The 17,829-nt window shown below is 51.9% G+C and carries 12 protein-coding genes and 1 pseudogene; 11 read left to right on the top strand and 2 right to left on the bottom strand.

The features are described from left to right. The first annotated feature begins 703 nt into the window (after positions 1–703). From EPA93_RS40835 to EPA93_RS40805, 7 genes are all read left to right on the top strand, one after another. Positions 704–1,348: a hypothetical protein gene (locus tag EPA93_RS40835; protein WP_165423728.1), complete on the top strand. Its 645-nt coding sequence runs from the start codon at positions 704–706 to the stop codon at positions 1,346–1,348. Further along, positions 1,330–2,880, top strand: a complete 1,551-nt coding sequence (zwf, locus tag EPA93_RS40830; RefSeq protein ID WP_129893047.1) for a glucose-6-phosphate dehydrogenase — start codon at positions 1,330–1,332, stop codon at positions 2,878–2,880. Before EPA93_RS40835 ends, zwf begins: the two co-directional genes overlap by 19 nt. Positions 2,881–2,974: 94 nt before the next feature. After that, entirely contained in the window at positions 2,975–4,249 is a 1,275-nt protein-coding gene (locus tag EPA93_RS40825; RefSeq protein WP_165423727.1) for a glucose-6-phosphate dehydrogenase assembly protein OpcA, read from the top strand. Positions 4,250–4,273: 24 nt separating this feature from the next. Next, on the top strand, positions 4,274–5,014 hold the full coding sequence (gene pgl, locus EPA93_RS40820) for a 6-phosphogluconolactonase (RefSeq protein WP_207229333.1): 741 nt from the start codon (positions 4,274–4,276) through the stop codon (positions 5,012–5,014). A 24-nt stretch (positions 5,015–5,038) separates the two neighbouring features. Then, complete coding sequence (rpe, locus tag EPA93_RS40815; protein WP_129893044.1) at positions 5,039–5,692, top strand: ribulose-phosphate 3-epimerase; 654 nt, start codon at positions 5,039–5,041, stop codon at positions 5,690–5,692. Positions 5,693–6,181: 489 nt separating this feature from the next. Beyond that, positions 6,182–6,643: a thioesterase domain-containing protein gene (locus EPA93_RS40810; RefSeq protein WP_129893043.1), complete on the top strand. Its 462-nt coding sequence runs from the start codon at positions 6,182–6,184 to the stop codon at positions 6,641–6,643. Between the two features lie 58 nt (positions 6,644–6,701). Further along, complete coding sequence (locus tag EPA93_RS40805) at positions 6,702–7,664, top strand: P1 family peptidase (RefSeq protein WP_129893042.1); 963 nt, start codon at positions 6,702–6,704, stop codon at positions 7,662–7,664. A gap of 442 nt (positions 7,665–8,106) precedes the next feature. On the opposite strand, the gene EPA93_RS40800 is transcribed toward EPA93_RS40805, so the two are convergent. After that, the gene (locus tag EPA93_RS40800) at positions 8,107–8,523 is read right to left on the bottom strand and encodes a hypothetical protein (protein ID WP_129893041.1); all 417 of its coding nucleotides are present in this window, start codon (positions 8,521–8,523) and stop codon (positions 8,107–8,109) included. A 142-nt stretch (positions 8,524–8,665) separates the two neighbouring features. After that, positions 8,666–9,289: an NUDIX hydrolase gene (locus EPA93_RS40795; RefSeq protein WP_129893040.1), complete on the bottom strand. Its 624-nt coding sequence runs from the start codon at positions 9,287–9,289 to the stop codon at positions 8,666–8,668. Between the two features lie 479 nt (positions 9,290–9,768). Between EPA93_RS40795 and EPA93_RS40790 the strand changes: the two genes are divergently transcribed. The 4 genes and pseudogenes from EPA93_RS40790 to EPA93_RS40775 all read left to right on the top strand — a co-directional run bounded on the left by EPA93_RS40790 (position 9,769) and on the right by EPA93_RS40775 (position 17,781). Next, positions 9,769–11,292, top strand: coding sequence for a 30S ribosomal protein S1 (locus EPA93_RS40790; RefSeq protein ID WP_207229332.1), 1,524 nt, complete (start codon positions 9,769–9,771; stop codon positions 11,290–11,292). 769 nt (positions 11,293–12,061) lie between these two features. Continuing rightward, a pseudogene (locus EPA93_RS40785) lies at positions 12,062–14,604 on the top strand (ATP-dependent Clp protease ATP-binding subunit). Positions 14,605–14,721: 117 nt separating this feature from the next. Continuing rightward, positions 14,722–16,128, top strand: coding sequence for a DNA repair protein RadA (gene radA, locus EPA93_RS40780; RefSeq protein WP_129893039.1), 1,407 nt, complete (start codon positions 14,722–14,724; stop codon positions 16,126–16,128). 495 nt (positions 16,129–16,623) lie between these two features. Continuing rightward, positions 16,624–17,781: a PIN/TRAM domain-containing protein gene (locus tag EPA93_RS40775; RefSeq protein WP_129893038.1), complete on the top strand. Its 1,158-nt coding sequence runs from the start codon at positions 16,624–16,626 to the stop codon at positions 17,779–17,781. Positions 17,782–17,829 lie beyond the last annotated feature (48 nt).

Genomic DNA, 17,829 nt, shown 5'->3' with positions numbered 1-17,829 from the left:
GATCAGCCTTTCAACAGGTTTAGAGGGTGCCAGGTGGTAGATAAACCGCGCTTCTCAGACAAGGGAAATATCGGTGATAAGATAGGCTGTAAGTATTTCTGCCACCTCTAAGGAAGGTATTTTTGATGCCTTCCTGCTGACGTAATAGCCCAATCGAGAGATACCCCCTGGTTCATAACTGTCTGCAATGATCGTTATGGGTGCAGCTCGGCGTCTTTTCAGCCAGTAAAAGCCCCAGCCGGGGCAGCTATATTTCCAGATAGCACTTCAGGGCAGGTACTCTTCTAGTGCTATCTCGAAAACACGAGACCGTTGGTGATGAGCAAGATACAGGCTAGTCACCAACGGTCCTATATGCGCGTGTATATCTCAGAAGAGCGGAGCCAGGCCTGCCAGCCTGGTCAAACAATATGGAGAGCTAGCTTTATACCCATCCATTATCTTCTGAATATATAGAGTACATATAGCGATAAATCCAGATACGTCCAATGGCCTTTCCCGCCGACAGCTGATGCGGATAAAGTGGGAAGTCCTGACGTCTTTTAAACGTGAAGGCATCAGGCCAGAACGTAAGATTTTCAAGTGAGATTTTTCTTGTCCTTATTCTAAAGGCTGCGTACAGTTAGCCTTACACAAAATGTATTATCTGCATATGAACCAGCTTGTTGGCTCGCAGATTTACAATACTACCAGGGAGATGGCAATGGAAATCGGGGTTATAGGTTTAAAGCATATAGGCACCAGCCCACTACAAGCTATCTATGCCATACTCACCTGGAAACCCGGTGCAGCAAGAACGCAGAAAGGCGCTGCTAAAAGAGCAAAACTTACATATAGCCTTCTACCAATGATGCTTATCTCGCAAGATAGCTATATGCTCTGGATACCGGCAAAAGCAGGACATTTTGTCCAAACGATGCATAATGACACAGGATATGGTATGCTACAGGCATATGGCGAAGGCTTTCAGATGCTGAAAGCCAGTCTGTACGGCCTCGGTCTCTATGCAATTGCGCACCTATGGAAAAGGAGCGGTACCAGCTCCTGGTTACTTGAACTCGTGGGAAATGTCGGCCAGAAGGTTGGCAAACTTGAAGCTATCAAGGGCTATGTAGAGATTTCAGGCGAGAGCCAGTGGACAGCACAACAAGCCATAGACACCGGTGTGCCAGCTCCTGCTTCTACATTATCTCTACTCAGACGGTTCCGCATAAGACAAAATGGTTCATTCATGGCCAGAGCCGTACAGTGCCTCATACCGATTTCGAAGGACAGAAGGTCAAAACAAGCATTTGTGTACTATTACAACAATACATTAGGAGATTTCATATGCCTCAGCGTAGCGTAATAGAGGCGCCCAACCCCTTACGAGAGGGGCTACGCATAAAACAGAGCCCTGAACCATGCGTCATGGTCATTTTTGGAGCCACTGGCGACCTGACGCACAGGAAGTTGCTTCCAGCCCTCTACAACTTAGCGCTGGAACATCCCTTGCCAGCCGGTTTCTCTGTCGTAGCGTTCGCACGGCGTCCCTACACAGATGAGCAATTCCGCCAGCAAGCACTTGACTCAATCAACGAATTCTCTCGCCAAAAGCCTGTCAATCCCCAGGTCTGGGAGAGCTTTGCCTCTGGCATCTTCTACCTGCAATCAAACTTTCATGATCCGGCTGGTTACGAAAAACTCAATGAGATGCTCAACAGGCTCGACCAGGAGCGTGGCACAAGCGGCAATCGCATCTTCTACCTATCTACACCGCCAAGCCAGTATCCAGAAATCATACAGCGTCTCGGAGCCGCAGGCCTCAACCGCAACCGTAAGGGTTGGACGCGAATTATCATCGAAAAGCCCTTTGGACATGATCTTCCTTCAGCCCGCGAGCTCAATCGCCAGGTGGGAAGAGTTTTCAAAGAAGAGCAGATCTACCGTATCGACCACTATCTGGGCAAAGAGACAGTCCAGAACATCCTGGTTTTTCGCCTTGCCAACGGTATCTTCGAGCCTATCTGGAATAGACGTTATGTCCAGCATGTGCAGATCACAGTAGCCGAAAACATTGGTATCGAGGGCCGTGGCGCCTACTATGAAGAGTCAGGCGCGATCCGCGATATGATCCAGAACCATATGCTACAGCTTCTTACACTTGTGGCTATGGAGCCGCCGATTGCCTTTGAAGCCAACGCTGTGCACGATGAGAAGGTCAAAGTTTTGCGCGCTATTCAGCCGCTAATCGGTCGCGATGCGCTCACCAACATTATACGCGCCCAATATGGGCCTGGTTATATTGGTGGCCGTCAGGTACCCGGCTACCTTCAGGAAAACGGAGTTGCCCCCGCTTCTACTACCGAAACATATGTAGCGCTCAAATTGTTTATTGACAACTGGCGCTGGGCGGGCGTACCATTCTACTTACGGACAGGCAAGCACCTACCTAAGCGCGTAACTGAAATAGCTATCCAGTTCAAATCAGCGCCGCTTATGCTCTTTAAGCAAAGTGACGCCCAGGGCCAGGTTGAACCCAATGTTCTTACCTTGCGTATACAGCCTGACGAAGGCATCTCTCTCAAGTTTGGTGCCAAAGTTCCAGGTACTGATATGCAGATTCGTGCAGTGAACATGGACTTTTTCTATGGCTCCTCTTTCGTTCGCGAGCAACCAGAAGCCTACGAGCGTCTGCTTCTCGATTGCATGCTTGGCGACTCTACGCTCTTTACGCGTCGCGACGAAGTAGAGGCCGCGTGGACCTTCATTCAGGGCATTCTTGACGAATGGAGTAACGAACCACGCGATGTCATCCAAACCTATGAATCTGGTACATGGGGTCCCCAGGCTGCAGACGAGTTCATTTGGCGCGATGGCTATCGATGGCGCCGCCCATAGGCTGTTGACTGTCAGTAGAAGAGAGTAACTGATAAATAGCACGATGTAGTCTGTGGGAACAATGGCGTTCAATTTCTATAAAGGGGAGTCGGGAATGGGAATCGAAAACTCCGACACCACAGGGCCAAACTTGCCCTGGGCAGGTAAAAAGGTAGACACCGCAGACGTCGAGGTAGAGCTTTCTCACCTCTGGCGTCTGTCTGCCGACAACGTGCGCATCAGCCATAACATAAATATCCGTACCAGCGTGCTTAACTTCGTTATCTGTACACAGGATATCGAAGCCGCGCGCTGGGCGAGCGCACTTATACGCGATTTGTCCAGCACTCATATAGCACGTCTTATACTACTGGTCCTTGATACAAGCAGTAGCAAGGCCCCTGGCGTCTCTTCCTGGGTCACCTTGCGCTCTTTCCCAATCGTCTCAGACCTGATGCGCCATCACTTCGAGCAGGTCACACTCTTGCTCTCAGGTGACGCTATTAATTCAGCCGCTACCATTATGCAACCGCTATTCAAGCCTGATTTACCAGTCTATTTATGGTGGTTACAGGATCTACCCGGTGGTGGTCCGGTATTCAGCCGGCTTGCCGATGTCAGCAGCCGCGTAATTATCGACTCAAATAATTTCGCTGACCCAGAACAGGGGATCAGTACCGTCTCTACTCTCATCAGGGAGCTGCCCAATAGCGGCGCACTCAGTGATCTTAACTGGGGCCGTATTACTCCCTGGCGGCAACTGGTAGCTCAGTTTTTCGACTCTCCAGAATATAAGCCCTACCTGGCCGGCATAAATCGTATTGAAATCGAGTACGCTGTCGCAGCTTCTGACGAAACGGCATCAGGCGCGAGCGGACAAACCGCCTCGCCCAATCCTATTCGTTCCTGGCTTATGGCTGGCTGGCTAAAAACAAGCCTTAACTGGCGGCTCGTCGAGGAATCTCCCTATAACCTGTATGATCCCATATCGGGCACCTATTCCTGGCAAGTAAGTCGCACTACGGGACCTTTAAGCGTAGAGCCAGTCAGCGGCGCACATAGAACAGGCAAGCTAGGCTTTAGTGGGCAGGGTAGTATTCATATCCGCCCGCACATCCAGACGACACCTGACAACGGTGCGCTGCGCCTGATCCGCCTGACGAGCGTAGTTAATAATCACCAGGCTGTCTTCACGATTCATCGCAAGGAAGATAACGCCGATTACGTGATCACTTCCGTCGAGCAGACGCAAGCTACGCTTCCACAGCGTGCGGTTGGTCTGTCCACAACTCATGAAGAGAGTGAGTTGCTACACGACGAGTTAGAGATTACCGGGCGCGATTACCTCTATGAGTCAACGCTCCATGAGGTGTTCGAGCTTATTACCTAATTTAAGAAAATGCAGGAGCAATCTATGCATATTGCAACCTATCCCGACGTAGGCACGCTGAGCCAAGAGGCCGCGCGCTATATCGTACGTATCGCTAAGGAATCCATCGCTACCCACGGACGCTTTACTATAGCGCTTTCTGGAGGCACGACGCCTAAAAAGCTTTATGGCCTCCTCGCCGAAGAGCCATATCGTAGCCAGATTGACTGGGCGCTTGTAGAGATCTTCTGGTCCGACGAGCGCAATGTACCTCCCAGCAGTCAAGATAGTAACTACTATCTGGCTAAAGAGGTCCTTTTAGACAAGGTTCCGCTGGCCGAAAAGCAGATTCATCGCATGCCTGGAGAAGATCCTGACCGCGATGCGGCTTCTCAGGCCTATGAAGCCGATCTGCGCCGCACCTTCGGCAGCGCTGGCATCCCGGCTTTTGACTTGATCCAACTTGGTATGGGTCCTGAAGGCCATACAGCCTCCCTCTTCCCACACCAGCCGTCACTTCACGAGCAGCAGCGACTCATCATGCCCGTGGATGTTCCTAAGCCTCCACCACCACGCCTGACCTTTACACCACCTCTTCTAAATGCGGCAATCCATGTTCTCTTCCTGGTTACGGGAGCTGAGAAAGCCGAGGCCGTACAGGCAGTGCTGGAAGGCCCACATCAGCCAGACGAATATCCTGCTCAGATTGTTCGTCCGACACAGGGTGAGGTGACCTGGATGTTTGATACGGCAGCAGCGGCAAATTTGCGCAACAAGCAGGTATGATACGTTGAAAGCAGGTTTTCTCATATGATCGGTTTAGTCCCATCAATTCTTTCTGCCGACTTCACGCGCCTGGGAGAACAGGTGCGCGAAGTAGAGCAGGCCGGAGCAGAACGCATCCAGATCGATGTTATGGATGGACACTTTGTCCCCAATATCACCATGGGTCCCATGGTTGTCGAGGCTGTACGCCGCTGCACACAGCTCCCTCTGGAAGCGCATTTGATGATTACTAATCCGCAGGAATATATCGAAACCTTTGCCAGGGCTGGCGCTGATGTCATAATTGTGCATTATGAGGTCTGCCCCCATCTTCATCGCGTGCTTATGCAGATTAAAGCTGCGGGAAAGCAGGCAGGAGTTGCCATCAATCCTTCAACTCCCGTCTTTATGCTTGAAGATATGTTGCCTTTTCTTGATCTGGCGCTGGTAATGACTATCAACCCCGGCTTTGGTGGGCAGGAACTCATTCCCGAAACTCTGCCCAAAATAACTCGTCTGCGCGAGATGCTGCAGCTACGTGGCTTGAATTGCGACATTGAGGTAGATGGAGGCATCAACGAAGAGACGGCTCCTAAAGTCGTCAAGGCAGGGGCCAACCTCCTGGTTGCCGGTTCTGCCGTTTACAATAATAAAGAGAGCGTGGCCGCGGCCATAAACAGGCTACGCCGCGCTATCTAACCTGCAAGCAAAACTTGCTAAATCGCTTACCTTAGAGTTTGCTACACATTCCAGAAATCGGCCTGACGGGGCTCATCAGGGGCAAAGCGCTTGTATAGGCGCTGCCCCATCTCGCCGCCACATATATTATTTTACCGAAGCTTCTAGAGGTCCCAAAAGCAGAGAGCGGTCTGTGGGCAAGTCGTCAATCGCGCGCCTTGAGCATTTCCCGATCCCTGAGCTTTAGTACCGAAGTTATACAGTCTTCTTATTATATAACACAACTATTCCTCCAGAAGATATAATAGGGCCATAGCTTGTGTGCGCCCAAGAAATGCTGCGGGCAATTGCCAGGAGAAAACTATCTCTGGCCTTGCACCATAAAACCAACCGTAGCAAATCCTCTCACCCTGTCGGCACATATAGTAACTGAGCACCATAAGACTCGTAGGGGAGATTATCCCGCAAGGTAGCCTTCCCCCGAAACTTGACAATGTAAAGGGAGACTACATGAACAACTTATTGCGTGAGCTACAAGATACGCTCGCCCATGAAATTCCGCTTACCCGCCATCTCGGCCTCATCGTGGACAGCTATCACAACGAACGCCTAATTCTCAAAGCTCCTTTAGGGTGTAATATTAATCATAAAAGAACTGCCTTCGCGGGCAGCATTAACGCCCTGGCAACCCTGGCCGGTTGGGGACAACTCTGGCTTGTATTGAAGGAGTTAGATATACCAGGTCAAATAGTTATTCAGGATAGCAGCAGCAACTATTTGCTCCCAGTAAAAGACGATTTTATAGCTAGCTGTCAGCGACCCGGTGAAGAACAGATAACCCGGCTTGCCCAAACGTTGCAAAAACACAAAAAGGCCCGTGTAGAGTTAGGGGCGGAAGTCTACAGTGGGCATGACCTGGCCGCCGTCTTCAAGGGACGCTACGTTCTTCACCTTACGCCTTCACTTGCTTGAAGCTGGCAACTTCACTGTTTCAACTCATTTCACACCAGGGAGGTTTAAACACGACAGTATGCACGACGACATTACAGATATCCCCGGTATCCGCGTAGGTCATGACACCAACCTCGAAGCCGGCACCGGCTGTACAGTTATTCTTTGCGACACGCCAGCAATCGGCGGCGTTGACGTACGCGGCGGCGCGCCTGCCACCCGAGAAACCGACCTCTTGCGGCCTATGCACATGGTCGAACAAGTCCACGCCATCGTCCTGACAGGGGGCAGCGCCTTCGGACTCGATGCGGCCAGCGGGGTCATGCGCTATCTTGAAGAGCACAACATCGGACTGGAAGTAGGGGTGGCGCGCGTACCCATCGTACCGGCTGCCGCTCTATTTGATCTCCCCTTTGGCTCGGCCAAAATTCGCCCTGACGCAGCGGCAGGCTACCGCGCCTGCACTCAGGCCACAGCAGAGGCTACCGATCAGGGCAACATTGGCGCCGGCACAGGCGCTACCGTAGGCAAAACCCACCATCCGAGCCTGGCTATGAAAGGCGGCCTGGGCTCAGCAAGCACAAAACTGGCGGATGGCACAATTGTTGGTGCGATTGTCGCCGTGAACGCCTGGGGCAATATTATAGATCCCCAAACCCAACAGATCATCGCCGGCAGCCGCAGCAATGCTGCGCCCAGCGCTGAGGCCCCGCTCGCCAATCCCTTTGGCAACACCACAATCGCCGTCGTGGCCACCAGCGCCTCCTTGAACAAAGAAGAAATCAACAAAGTAGCCCAGATGGCACACAACGGCCTGGCCCTGGCCATTCGGCCAGCGCATACCATGTTCGATGGCGATACAGTATTCGCCCTGGCCCTGGGAGCCAAAAAACAGGAACAATCGCCTCTCGCTCTCTATCAAGTAAGCATGATAGGAGCGGCAGCCGCAGCCACGCTGGCCCGCGCCGTCGTTAAGGCAGTCCGCAATGCAAGCGATCTCCATGGCATCCCAGCCGCCACAAGCCGCCCGGAAGAAAAATAAACCGGGACCCGGGCATTTAGCCTATCATCAAGCAGGCTCTCATCCCTATAGCTGCAGGTTATGGGGATGAGCAAGGCCAGCAGATGAGAAGCCGCTATATACCTGACAAGCAGGTTAGCAGAGCATAGATCTCCCAGCTCTTTCCCAATCCCGCGTGCCTGAGAAAAAACAGAGCATCGATCGTCAAGGAAAGGGACACGAGCTACAGAAGCCAGAAAGCTATAGCTTGCTGGCATACATAGATCTATGGCCACAGCTTACCCAAAGGGCCAGTCTTATGGCATTTGCAGATTTTTTATGGGCACAAATAGCGTTCCACAACAGACAATGCTATCTTGAGAGTACTCTCGCTTTCTCTAAAAGCCGCATTCTCTAGCCACAGAACAGACTGACAGAAGCAGCAACGCATTACAGTAGCGGCAATATCTACGACAAAAACACACTATGGCTGCAGTAAGATAAACAACACAATGCCACCGCCGACTAGCATCAGCGCAACACATACCAGAATAATCATCACAAAAGTATCATTGCGAGGAGACTTAGACAAGCCATCTGGCAATATGTCGGTAACACGTCGCTCAGATCGTGCAGGCAGGGGCAACTCTCGTTTAGCTGTTAGCGTCTTCATGCCTCCTGTTGCCAGATCCCAGGATTGGGTAGCGATATCAATCGCATGCTCATGAGCCATCTCTTCGTCATAGCCTGAAGCTGACTGGGATAGAGGGTTAGGGGTAGATTGAGGGGCAAGGGGTACCGCAGGTACCGGAGACATAGCAGGTATCGAGTGGGTTGGAGGGACTATCTGTGGTCGGCCCAGGCGCTTTGAGGGCTGAGCATCATGTGTTGGCAACGTCACGGCATCTCTCCGCTAGAACACTAACAGACCAACCGCATCTTCATGAAATGACGGTATATACGCACTACATGCTTCTCACTCTACATTTAGTATTGTAGCCAAATGATGCCGTTTCGCAAGAGCTCTATGACTTATGGGTTAGCTAGCTAGCGCAGATCTTAGAGGTGCGCAGAATTTCGAGCAAGGAATTGAGCATGCGTCCTGTCGCACCCCAGATATGATAAGCTCCATAATCATAAAAGTAGACAGTGCACACACGATTATCGCGTGCCCATTGTTCGGTATGGAAGATAGCAGGATCGGCCAGCACGCGCAAAGGAGCGGGAATAAGCTCGGTCACCTCGCTATCCTGCATCCGTAAAGGGCCCAGGCCCTGAGGCAAAAACGCCACCACGGGTGTAATCACATAATTGCTTACCACCGTAAAGACAGGCCCTAACCCTCCCAGCACCTTCACGCGCTCAGGCGCCAGGCCGACCTCCTCCTGAGCCTCGCGCAAAGCAGTCATCTCAAGAGAAAGATCCTGCGGGTCCATGCCCCCGCCGGGAAAAGCGATCTCGCCACTATGGGCACGTAGAGTCGTAGCTCTTCTAATAAAAAGCGTATACAATTCCTCATCTTGCTCAAAGAGAGGAATCAGCACAGCAGCCTTGCGCGCGTTGGGCAGTTGGCCTTCCACCGCATCAACCTGCTTCTCAGCCTCTCTCAGCGGGATCAGGTCCTTGCGTAAAACGCGCAGCACCTCGCTTGTAGTAAACGTCTTCATGAGTCTATTTTAGCACATGCAAGACTTGCACCAATATGCTACAATAGAGTGAATAAAAACATGAGGAGAGATCTGCCAAATAGCTGTGGATTATCTTGCATTCAAGAACGGCCTCTGGTATAATTAATATATCGAGTGGGGGTATGCTTTGTCCAGGCGTTCATTAATGTCGCATTATGGCTTACCTGCCTGCGTGTATCGTTTCGTATAACCGTTCTGTAGGGCAAAGATCCGGTCGTATAGGTAGGCTAGGTATAAACGAGAGAGTAGCAGAAAACCGAAACGATTACCGCCTAAGCAACCTCCTCCGAAAAAGCCCAAGTCCGAAGGTACACTCCCCAGGGTCCCGACTGATGCAAGTCCATCACGTCTCTAAGTAGGGACCACCAAATGTAGACGAAACAAAACAGCCGCGAGCATACGGGAGAGTGTAGCAACGAGCGGGGCAAAAACCGTGGATCGAAGGGGGTTTTCTACCCATGCAAGCACAACAGCACGGCGACCTTTCGACAATGCCAGCGGCAAATCTTAACAGCGGGCGGGTACAGACGATGATCGAAGGAAATGACCCACAAGGGCAAAACAACAACAACCCCGAAGAAGTGGAAGAACTCAATCAGAACGAGATGGAAGCGTTGCTGGCGGCATCAACCACTCCCATCAATATTAAGCGAGGCGATGTAGTCGAGGGCGTGATCGTGCGTATTGACCAGGACGAAATCCTGGTTGATATTGGCCTCAAATCTGAGGGCGTCCTCTCTACCAAGGAGCTGCCAGCCAGCGGCTATGGCTCCTTCAGCGAACTGCATCTCAACGACAAGGTGCTGGTCTATGTGATCCAGCCCGAGACATCGGAGGGCCATGCAGTACTCTCGTTGAAACGAGCCAACACGGAGCGTCAATGGCGCATCGCAGAGGAACAGTACAAAAACGGCGAACTCCTTAAGGCAAAAGTCATCGATTACAATAAAGGTGGCTTGATTGTCGATGTCGCGGGTATTCGCGGTTTTGTTCCCATTTCTCAGATCCTCAATCTGAAGCGCGAAGAGGTCGCGTCGGGTGGCGAGAGCCAGGAGACGGCGGCCAAGCTTCAGAGCATGAAAGACAAAGAGCTCCAGCTCAAGATTATCGAGATTAATCGAGCGCGCAACCGCTTGATCCTCTCAGAGCGTCTGGCCGTTCAGGAATGGCGCCAGCGCCGTCGCGAGGAGCTGCTCGACGAATTGAAGCCTGGAGAAGTGCGTAAAGGTGTTGTTAGCAACCTTGCAAACTTTGGCGCCTTTGTCGATCTGGGAGGTGCTGACGGACTGGTCCACATCAGTCAGTTGGCCTGGAGCCGCGTCAATCATCCAAGCGAAGTACTGCACGTCGGCCAGGAAGTCGAGGTTCAGGTCCTGAGTGTCGATAAGGAAAAGAAAAAGATCGCACTCTCGATCAAGCGCGCAGAAGTTGATCCCTGGACAACTGTCGAACAGCGCTACTCGCCAGGACAGATTGTCAAAGGTGTGGTCACCAAGATCGCTCCGTTCGGCGCATTTGCTCGTATTGAGGACGGTATTGAGGGGCTCATTCACCTCTCCGAGCTTACCCCCGGAGTTGACCCCAAGACAATCCTTCAAGAAGGGGCCGAGCTGCAGTTGCGCATCCTGCGCATCGATGCCGAGCGTCGCCGCCTCGGGCTTAGCCTGCGCCAGGCTGAGGAGCCCGATAAAGAGGCCAGCGCCGAAGCACCTGCAGAGCAAAGCACGAGCGCTCCTACTCACGAGCCAGCAATACCATCACTGGCCGAGACTGCTCCATCGCTGGAAGCCGCTCACCCTCAGCAGGAGCACACTGCTAAGCGTGAGAATAAGAACGAGCGCCGCGACAAGCCAGAGCGCCACCCCGAGAACTCGCTTCTCAGCGGGCTACCAGATGATGGCGAAATGACAGCTATGGCCGAGGCCTTCCGTGCCGCCGCCAGGCAACGCTCTTCTAAGGAAGAGTCTGAGGCATCCGAATAGCTGACACTGCTCATCGGCACAGATAATTTAAGCCTCTTTGCTGCTCTATAAAGAGAGCAGTAAAGAGGTTGTTGCTACTAGCGGGCAACTCAACCATATATATTAAAGTACTATTCCCAAAGCTAAAGGTGCCAGGCTCACTTAGATAGTGCAAATCGCGTCATACTTTAGACACGACCTCAAAGATAAATCAGATATGCCTTGTTTCTCATATCCCAAGGTGATATACTCTTCCTAACAAGCGTTTTTCGAAAAGACACGATCCAATGTAAAAATTGTGTCTCGCTTATTCAGAGGTAAGTTGGGATATACTTGCCAGTCAGATACTCGATTTCTTGATAACTCAGGACAACAAAATCGGTCTATCCATTCCTCAATTAATAGAGGAGATCGGCAAGCCGACTAAGCATAAGGTTGGACGATTTTCAGCGAAGTACAGAGGCTTTTCATCCTCTGTTTTAGGGAACGAGGAGAGGAGAGCGAAAGCATACACGAGACATCTAAACAGGCAAGCGCCGGCTTAAGATAAGCATTCGTACCTGAACAGATGATCACGCGACCTCTCCGCTGCGTATACGCTAATGTAGAGCAGTGTGGAGGTCGATTGTTTCTCAGTGAGATGTCAAAGCGTATATCGACAGGACGGGAGGCTACCGTTGTTATCCTTGACGCTGTATGATGGGTGTTGTATGATGAATTACATAGTTTACCTGAGCGACACAGAGGGCTCGGTTCCACCCTCTGCCACTGAAAGGGGGGTGACAAACAGGTGAACGACAGAGATAGGTTTGATAAGTTCACAGAGCGAGCCAGGAAAGTCTTAAGTCTCGCTCAAGAAGAGGCTCAACGCTTCCAGCATAATTACATAGGTACAGAGCACCTCCTCTTAGGCCTTGTTCGTGAAGGCGAGGGAGTTGCGGCAAAAGTACTTGCTAATCTCGGTGTCGAACTCAATAAGGTTCGTAGCGCCGTCGAATTTATTATTGGCCGTGGAGACCGCATAGTTCTTGGAGAGATCGGCCTTACTCCCGCGCCAAAAAGGTGATAGAGCTCGCCGTTGATGAGGCTCGTCGCCTGAACCATCACTATATAGGAACAGAACATCTCCTGTTGGGCTTAGTACGTGAAGGGGAAGGCATCGCGGCAGGTGTCCTGGAAAGCCTGGGTGTCAACCTTGAGAAGGTGCGCACGCAAACGATCCAGGTCCTCAGCCAGTCTGGGGCTCCTCATGAGCGTGAACCCAAGCACTCAAAGACCCCCACGATTGATCAGATGGGTATCGATCTTACAGCTGCGGCTCGCGCCGGCACGCTCGATCCCGTCATCGGTCGCCATCAGGAGATTGAGCGCGTTATTCAGATACTCTCACGGCGTAACAAGAATAACCCGGCACTTATCGGCGAACCCGGCGTTGGTAAAACCGCTATCGTCGAAGGTCTGGCTCAGCGCCTGATAGCCGGTGAGGTTCCCGAAACCCTGGCAGGCAAACGTCTGCTTACGCTTGATGTCGGCTCGCTTGTAGCTGGCACCAAATACCGTGGCGAGTTCGAGGAACGCCTCAAGAAGATCATTGAGGAAATTCGCAACAGTCGCGACTGCATCATCTTTATTGATGAGGTCCATACCCTTGTCGGGGCGGGCGCCGCAGAAGGGGCTGTCGATGCTGCAAATATTCTAAAACCAGCACTCGCGCGTGGTGAGCTACAATGTATTGGCGCCACTACGCTCGATGAGTATCGTAAATATATCGAGAAAGATGCAGCTCTACAACGACGCTTCCAGGAAGTTATCGTGCGTGAGCCATCCGTTGAGGAGACAGTGGAAATCCTCAAGGGTATTCGCGAGCGCTATGAGCAGCACCATCGCTTAATCATCACAGATGAGGCCCTTAAGGCCGCCACTGATATGGCCAGTCGCTATATCACCGACCGCTTTATGCCCGATAAGGCGATCGATCTGATTGATGAGGCTGCAAGTCGCGTGCGAATGCAGAACTCGCTTGCACCACTCAATCTTAAGGAGGCCATGAAGGGACTGGAGTCTGTTCTGCGCGAGAAAGAAGCAGCTATCCAGCAGCAAGAATATGAGCTGGCTGCCGAGCTGCGCGATCGCGAAGTCAAGCTGCGTGATCGCATCGCCAAGCTGGAGTCTGGCTGGCATCGCGAGCGCGGTACCGACAAGCCAACGGTTGGCGAGGAGGAAATCGCGCAAATCGTCTCTATGTGGACCGGCATCCCGGTAATGCGCATCGCTCAGGAAGAGTCCCAGCGGCTCTTGCAAATGGAGGAGGCGCTACACGCCCGTGTGATCGGTCAGAACGAGGCTATCGAGAAGATTGCCCGCGCTGTACGCCGTGCCCGTGCAGGCTTGAAAGATCCAAAACGACCCATCGGATCATTCATCTTTATGGGTCCAACTGGCGTCGGTAAAACGGAGCTGGCGCGCGCGCTGGCCGAGTTTATGTTCGGGAGCGAAGATGCCCTCATTAAGATCGACATGTCAGAGTTTATGGAGCGCCATGCCGCAGCTCGCCTCGTTGGCGCCCCTCCAGGATATGTCGGTTACGAAGAGGGCGGTCAGTTAACTGAGGCTGTACGCCGCAAGTCCTATAGTGTGATCCTGCTCGACGAGATCGAAAAGGCGCACCCCGACGTCTTCAATATGCTACTCCAGATCCTGGAAGATGGTAAGTTGACTGATGCCAAGGGACGCACGGTAGACTTCCGCAATACTGTCATTATCATGACCTCGAACGTTGGTGCAGCGTTGCTCAATAAAGAGGCTGTTATCGGTTTTCACCAGTCGAAAGATAAGGCCAAGGCAAACCAGACAGCTTACGAGAGCATGAAGGGTAAGGTGCTCGGCGAATTAAAGAATACCTTTAAGCCCGAGTTCCTGAACCGTATCGATGAGGTAATCGTCTTCCATTCATTGCGCATGGAAGAAATGTACTCTATCGTCGATCTGTTGCTCAACCGTGTACGTGCACAGCTTACTGAGCAGCAGATTGAACTAGTCGCGGCAGAGCCGGCTAAGGACTTCTTGATCAAAAAGGGCTTTAATCCAGAGTATGGTGCACGTCCATTGCGCCGCACCATCCAGAGCATGGTTGAAGATCCGCTCGCGGAGGGCTTGTTGCAAGGCAAGTTCCATCCAGGCGATCTGGTGGAAGCCGTTGTTGAGAAGAACGACGCCGGAGAGGAAGAGCTCATGCTACAGGTACGTAGCAGGATTGAGCAATTACCACCTCCTGCTACTCCCGAGGCCGCCCTTTCGGCCGGCAGCGAGAGCAGCGGCACTAGCGAAGCATAACTCTATGACAGGGGCGTGAGCTTTGACTCCACGCCCCTCTATTTGTCAAGGCTTCTTATGTACCCTGGTGCATAACCAGGCCTCTAACCGTTTTCTTCAGAAGATTGTAGATTTTTCATGGCAAAGCTGCGTATAAAATATGTCTGCCAGCAGTGCGGTGGCGAACAGAGTAAGTGGATGGGCAAGTGCCCGGATTGTGGCTCGTGGAACACGCTAGAGGAAACGACAGACATACCACCCAGTCCAGCTCAGCAGCGCCGTCAAACCTTGTTGGGAAATACCTCTCTTACTCAGAGCATGCCTATCGTACTTCCCGACATTAAGCCGCTTATCCAGCAGCGCATTTCTGTCGGCTATGCTGAAATGGATCGTGTCCTGGGAGGTGGCCTGGTGGCCGGCTCTTTAGTGTTGATTGGTGGAGAGCCAGGCATCGGCAAATCTACGCTTCTCCTCCAGGTTTCCGGCGCTATTGCTGATAACACGGGCCCTGTCCTTTATGTCTCAGGCGAGGAATCCATCGAGCAGGTCAAGATGCGCGCGGAACGCATGGATATCAAGGGCGAAAAACTTTACCTGTTGTCAGCTATCGAGATGGATGTGATTAGCGAGGCAGCTCAGCGCCTCAAACCAGCTTTGCTGATTGTTGACTCAATACAAACAGTTCTGGCCAGCCATCTTACCGCTGCTCCAGGCAGCATTAGCCAGATACGCGAATGCACGCTCCAGCTCATGCAACTGGCCAAAAGCACGCATATTCCAGTTTTTATCATTGGACATGTGACGAAGGAAGGTATTGTTGCAGGCCCAAAGGCACTTGAGCACATTGCCGACGCTGTTCTCTACCTTGAGGGAGAACGGTATCATTCTTATCGTCTCCTGCGTAGCGTTAAAAACCGCTTTGGGGCCACTCACGAGGTGGGGATTTTTGAGATGCACGGGGAAGGCCTGCAAGAGGTTACCAACCCGTCTGCGGCTTTTCTCTCCGATAGGGCGGCTGGGGCAAGCGGATCTGCCGTGGTTGTCAGTATGGAGGGCACGCGGCCCCTTCTGGTAGAAGTACAGGCCCTGGTGACGCCAAGTAACTTTGGCAACGCGCGCTGCACTACAAACGGAGTCGAACATAATCGCCTGCTCATGCTCCTGGCCGTGCTTACCAAACGCGTTGGGCTGGCTGTGGGAAATCATGATGTATACGCAAATGTGGTGGGAGGATTTACCTTAGAGGAACCTGCCGTCGATCTGGGTGTAGCCGCGGCCATTGCCTCTAGCTATCGCGAGAAGTATATCGCGCCAGATATGGCGTTAATCGGAGAAGTGGGCCTCTCTGGCGAATTAAGGGCGGTAAGTCGTCTGAATTTGCGCGTACGAGAATGTGCCAAACTCGGGTTTAAACGCTGTATTGTGCCCAGTGCAGGAAGAGGGGCACAGATACGTGCAGAATTGGCGGATGCTGGTCTTCCTGACGATTTTAAAGTACTTACAGCCAGTTCACTTGCAGTTGCTTTGGAGATTGCTTTACACTAGTAACAGAAGCTACTCTAACTCTTCAAGGATATTTGCTCTCTTGAGCTATGATATCTTCGAAGGTTGTTCATCGGGCAGTTGCACCGTTAGGAAGAAAGGGGAGTGCTTAAGGGCAATATATCGCGAGCTCGCTGCTGTCCTTTATGAGGGCTGGAACTATGCTCCGATTCTCTTCTTCCATTGCCGTTTCAAGCGACCAATAGACGCTGCAAAAGCTCAGGAGAAGCTCATCAGGACCTTCCGGTTCGCAAATAACAGGAGGGATGCACAGCGGCTATTGATTCCGCTGTAGGAAAGATGTATACTTCGTATTCGACTAAAGATTTTAACGGCTCGACGGGCATATGAGCAGGTTTAGCAAAACAGGCAGGCAACAATTATTCTGCAATTATTCATTTTATTGTTTTTTATCACTGATCTCGCCTGTGGCTTTGCCTCCATTGCCTCTTGAGTACTTAAGCACTTTATCAGTGCATTGCTTTGGAGGATGCAGGGATGTTCGTTAAGACTGTGACCCGCATCGTCGGGTGCCTCATTGCCATTTGCATAGTCATTGCCATTTATCTGGGTCACGCCTTCCCTAAAGGCTTCGAAGGCTGGCCGTGGGTTGTTGGAATCGCTGTTCTGGTGGGGATTATCGCCTTTATCATCACCCCCTACATTACTGTGATTCCCTATGTGTGGCTACGCGATAAAATCCACGGCGCGGCCGCCAGTGATCTGGTTGCCGCAGCTCTTGGCTTGACTATCGGACTTATCATTTCCGCTCTTCTCGCTATCCCTTTAACCAGTTTGCCTGAGCCAGTGGGGCATGTTCTCCCCTTCGTTGGCGCTGTGCTGTTTGGCTACTTAGGAGTGACTATCGCGGTCCTACGCAAAAGCGATATAGCTCATCTCTTTCAGTACTCCCTTATTCGTAGAATGCGCGACCGCGATGATGATCGCGACCGAGACCGGGATCGCGACCGTGGCAAGGACCGTGACAAGGACCGCCCAAATTCACAGACACAGCCAGTTACGCAGATCCTGCTCGATACCAGTACGATTATCGATGGCCGCATCGCCGATATCAGCCAGACTGGCTTTATTACCGGTGTTCTGGTTGTACCACGCTTCGTTTTAAATGAGCTTCAGCGCATCGCCGATTCCGCCGATACTATGCGGCGCAATCGCGGGCGGCGCGGTCTGGAGATCCTCAATCGCCTGCAGAAGGATGCCACAGTTCCTATTGAGATCGTGGATACTGAGATCGAAGGTATTAACGATGTGGACGGCAAGCTTGTGAAGATGGCAAAAAATCAGCACTGTCCCATTATTACCAATGACTTCAACCTCAATCGGGTGGCTGAGTTACAAGGCGTAAAAGTACTAAACATCAACGAGCTTGCCAACGCGATTAAACCGGTACTCTTGCCTGGAGAGGATATTCACATTAAAATTATGCAGGATGGAAAAGAACTCGGGCAGGGTGTAGGTTACCTTGACGATGGCACGATGATCGTTGTAGAGAATGGAAGGCAATATATGAATACGATGGTTGAGGTGACTGTGACACGCGTGTTGCAGACTGTGGCCGGACGCATGATCTTCGCCCATCCGAAGCAGGGAAGTAACACAACTCCCTCACCCCAATCGTCTACCAAGCAAAGATAACAGGTATTAACCGTGGGGCACCTCTACGGGTGCCCGTTATTTTATGAC

This window comes from Ktedonosporobacter rubrisoli (assembly GCF_004208415.1).
GTDB lineage: Bacteria > Chloroflexota > Ktedonobacteria > Ktedonobacterales > Ktedonobacteraceae > Ktedonosporobacter > Ktedonosporobacter rubrisoli.
Note: the sequence above shows the minus strand (reverse complement) of the source record. Positions and strands in the feature narration are given on the sequence as shown.

Excerpts from the sequence above, each read along its gene's own strand:
- EPA93_RS40835 (WP_165423728.1), top strand. The coding sequence starts at position 704 with ATGGAAATCGGGGTTATAGGTTTAAAGCATATAGGCACCAGCCCACTA.
- zwf (WP_129893047.1), top strand. The coding sequence starts at position 1,330 with ATGCCTCAGCGTAGCGTAATAGAGGCGCCCAACCCCTTACGAGAGGGG.
- EPA93_RS40825 (WP_165423727.1), top strand. The coding sequence starts at position 2,975 with ATGGGAATCGAAAACTCCGACACCACAGGGCCAAACTTGCCCTGGGCA.
- pgl (WP_207229333.1), top strand. The coding sequence starts at position 4,274 with ATGCATATTGCAACCTATCCCGACGTAGGCACGCTGAGCCAAGAGGCC.
- rpe (WP_129893044.1), top strand. The coding sequence starts at position 5,039 with ATGATCGGTTTAGTCCCATCAATTCTTTCTGCCGACTTCACGCGCCTG.
- EPA93_RS40810 (WP_129893043.1), top strand. The coding sequence starts at position 6,182 with ATGAACAACTTATTGCGTGAGCTACAAGATACGCTCGCCCATGAAATT.
- EPA93_RS40805 (WP_129893042.1), top strand. The coding sequence starts at position 6,702 with ATGCACGACGACATTACAGATATCCCCGGTATCCGCGTAGGTCATGAC.
- EPA93_RS40795 (WP_129893040.1), bottom strand. The coding sequence starts at position 9,289 with ATGAAGACGTTTACTACAAGCGAGGTGCTGCGCGTTTTACGCAAGGAC.
- EPA93_RS40790 (WP_207229332.1), top strand. The coding sequence starts at position 9,769 with ATGCAAGCACAACAGCACGGCGACCTTTCGACAATGCCAGCGGCAAAT.
- radA (WP_129893039.1), top strand. The coding sequence starts at position 14,722 with ATGGCAAAGCTGCGTATAAAATATGTCTGCCAGCAGTGCGGTGGCGAA.
- EPA93_RS40775 (WP_129893038.1), top strand. The coding sequence starts at position 16,624 with ATGTTCGTTAAGACTGTGACCCGCATCGTCGGGTGCCTCATTGCCATT.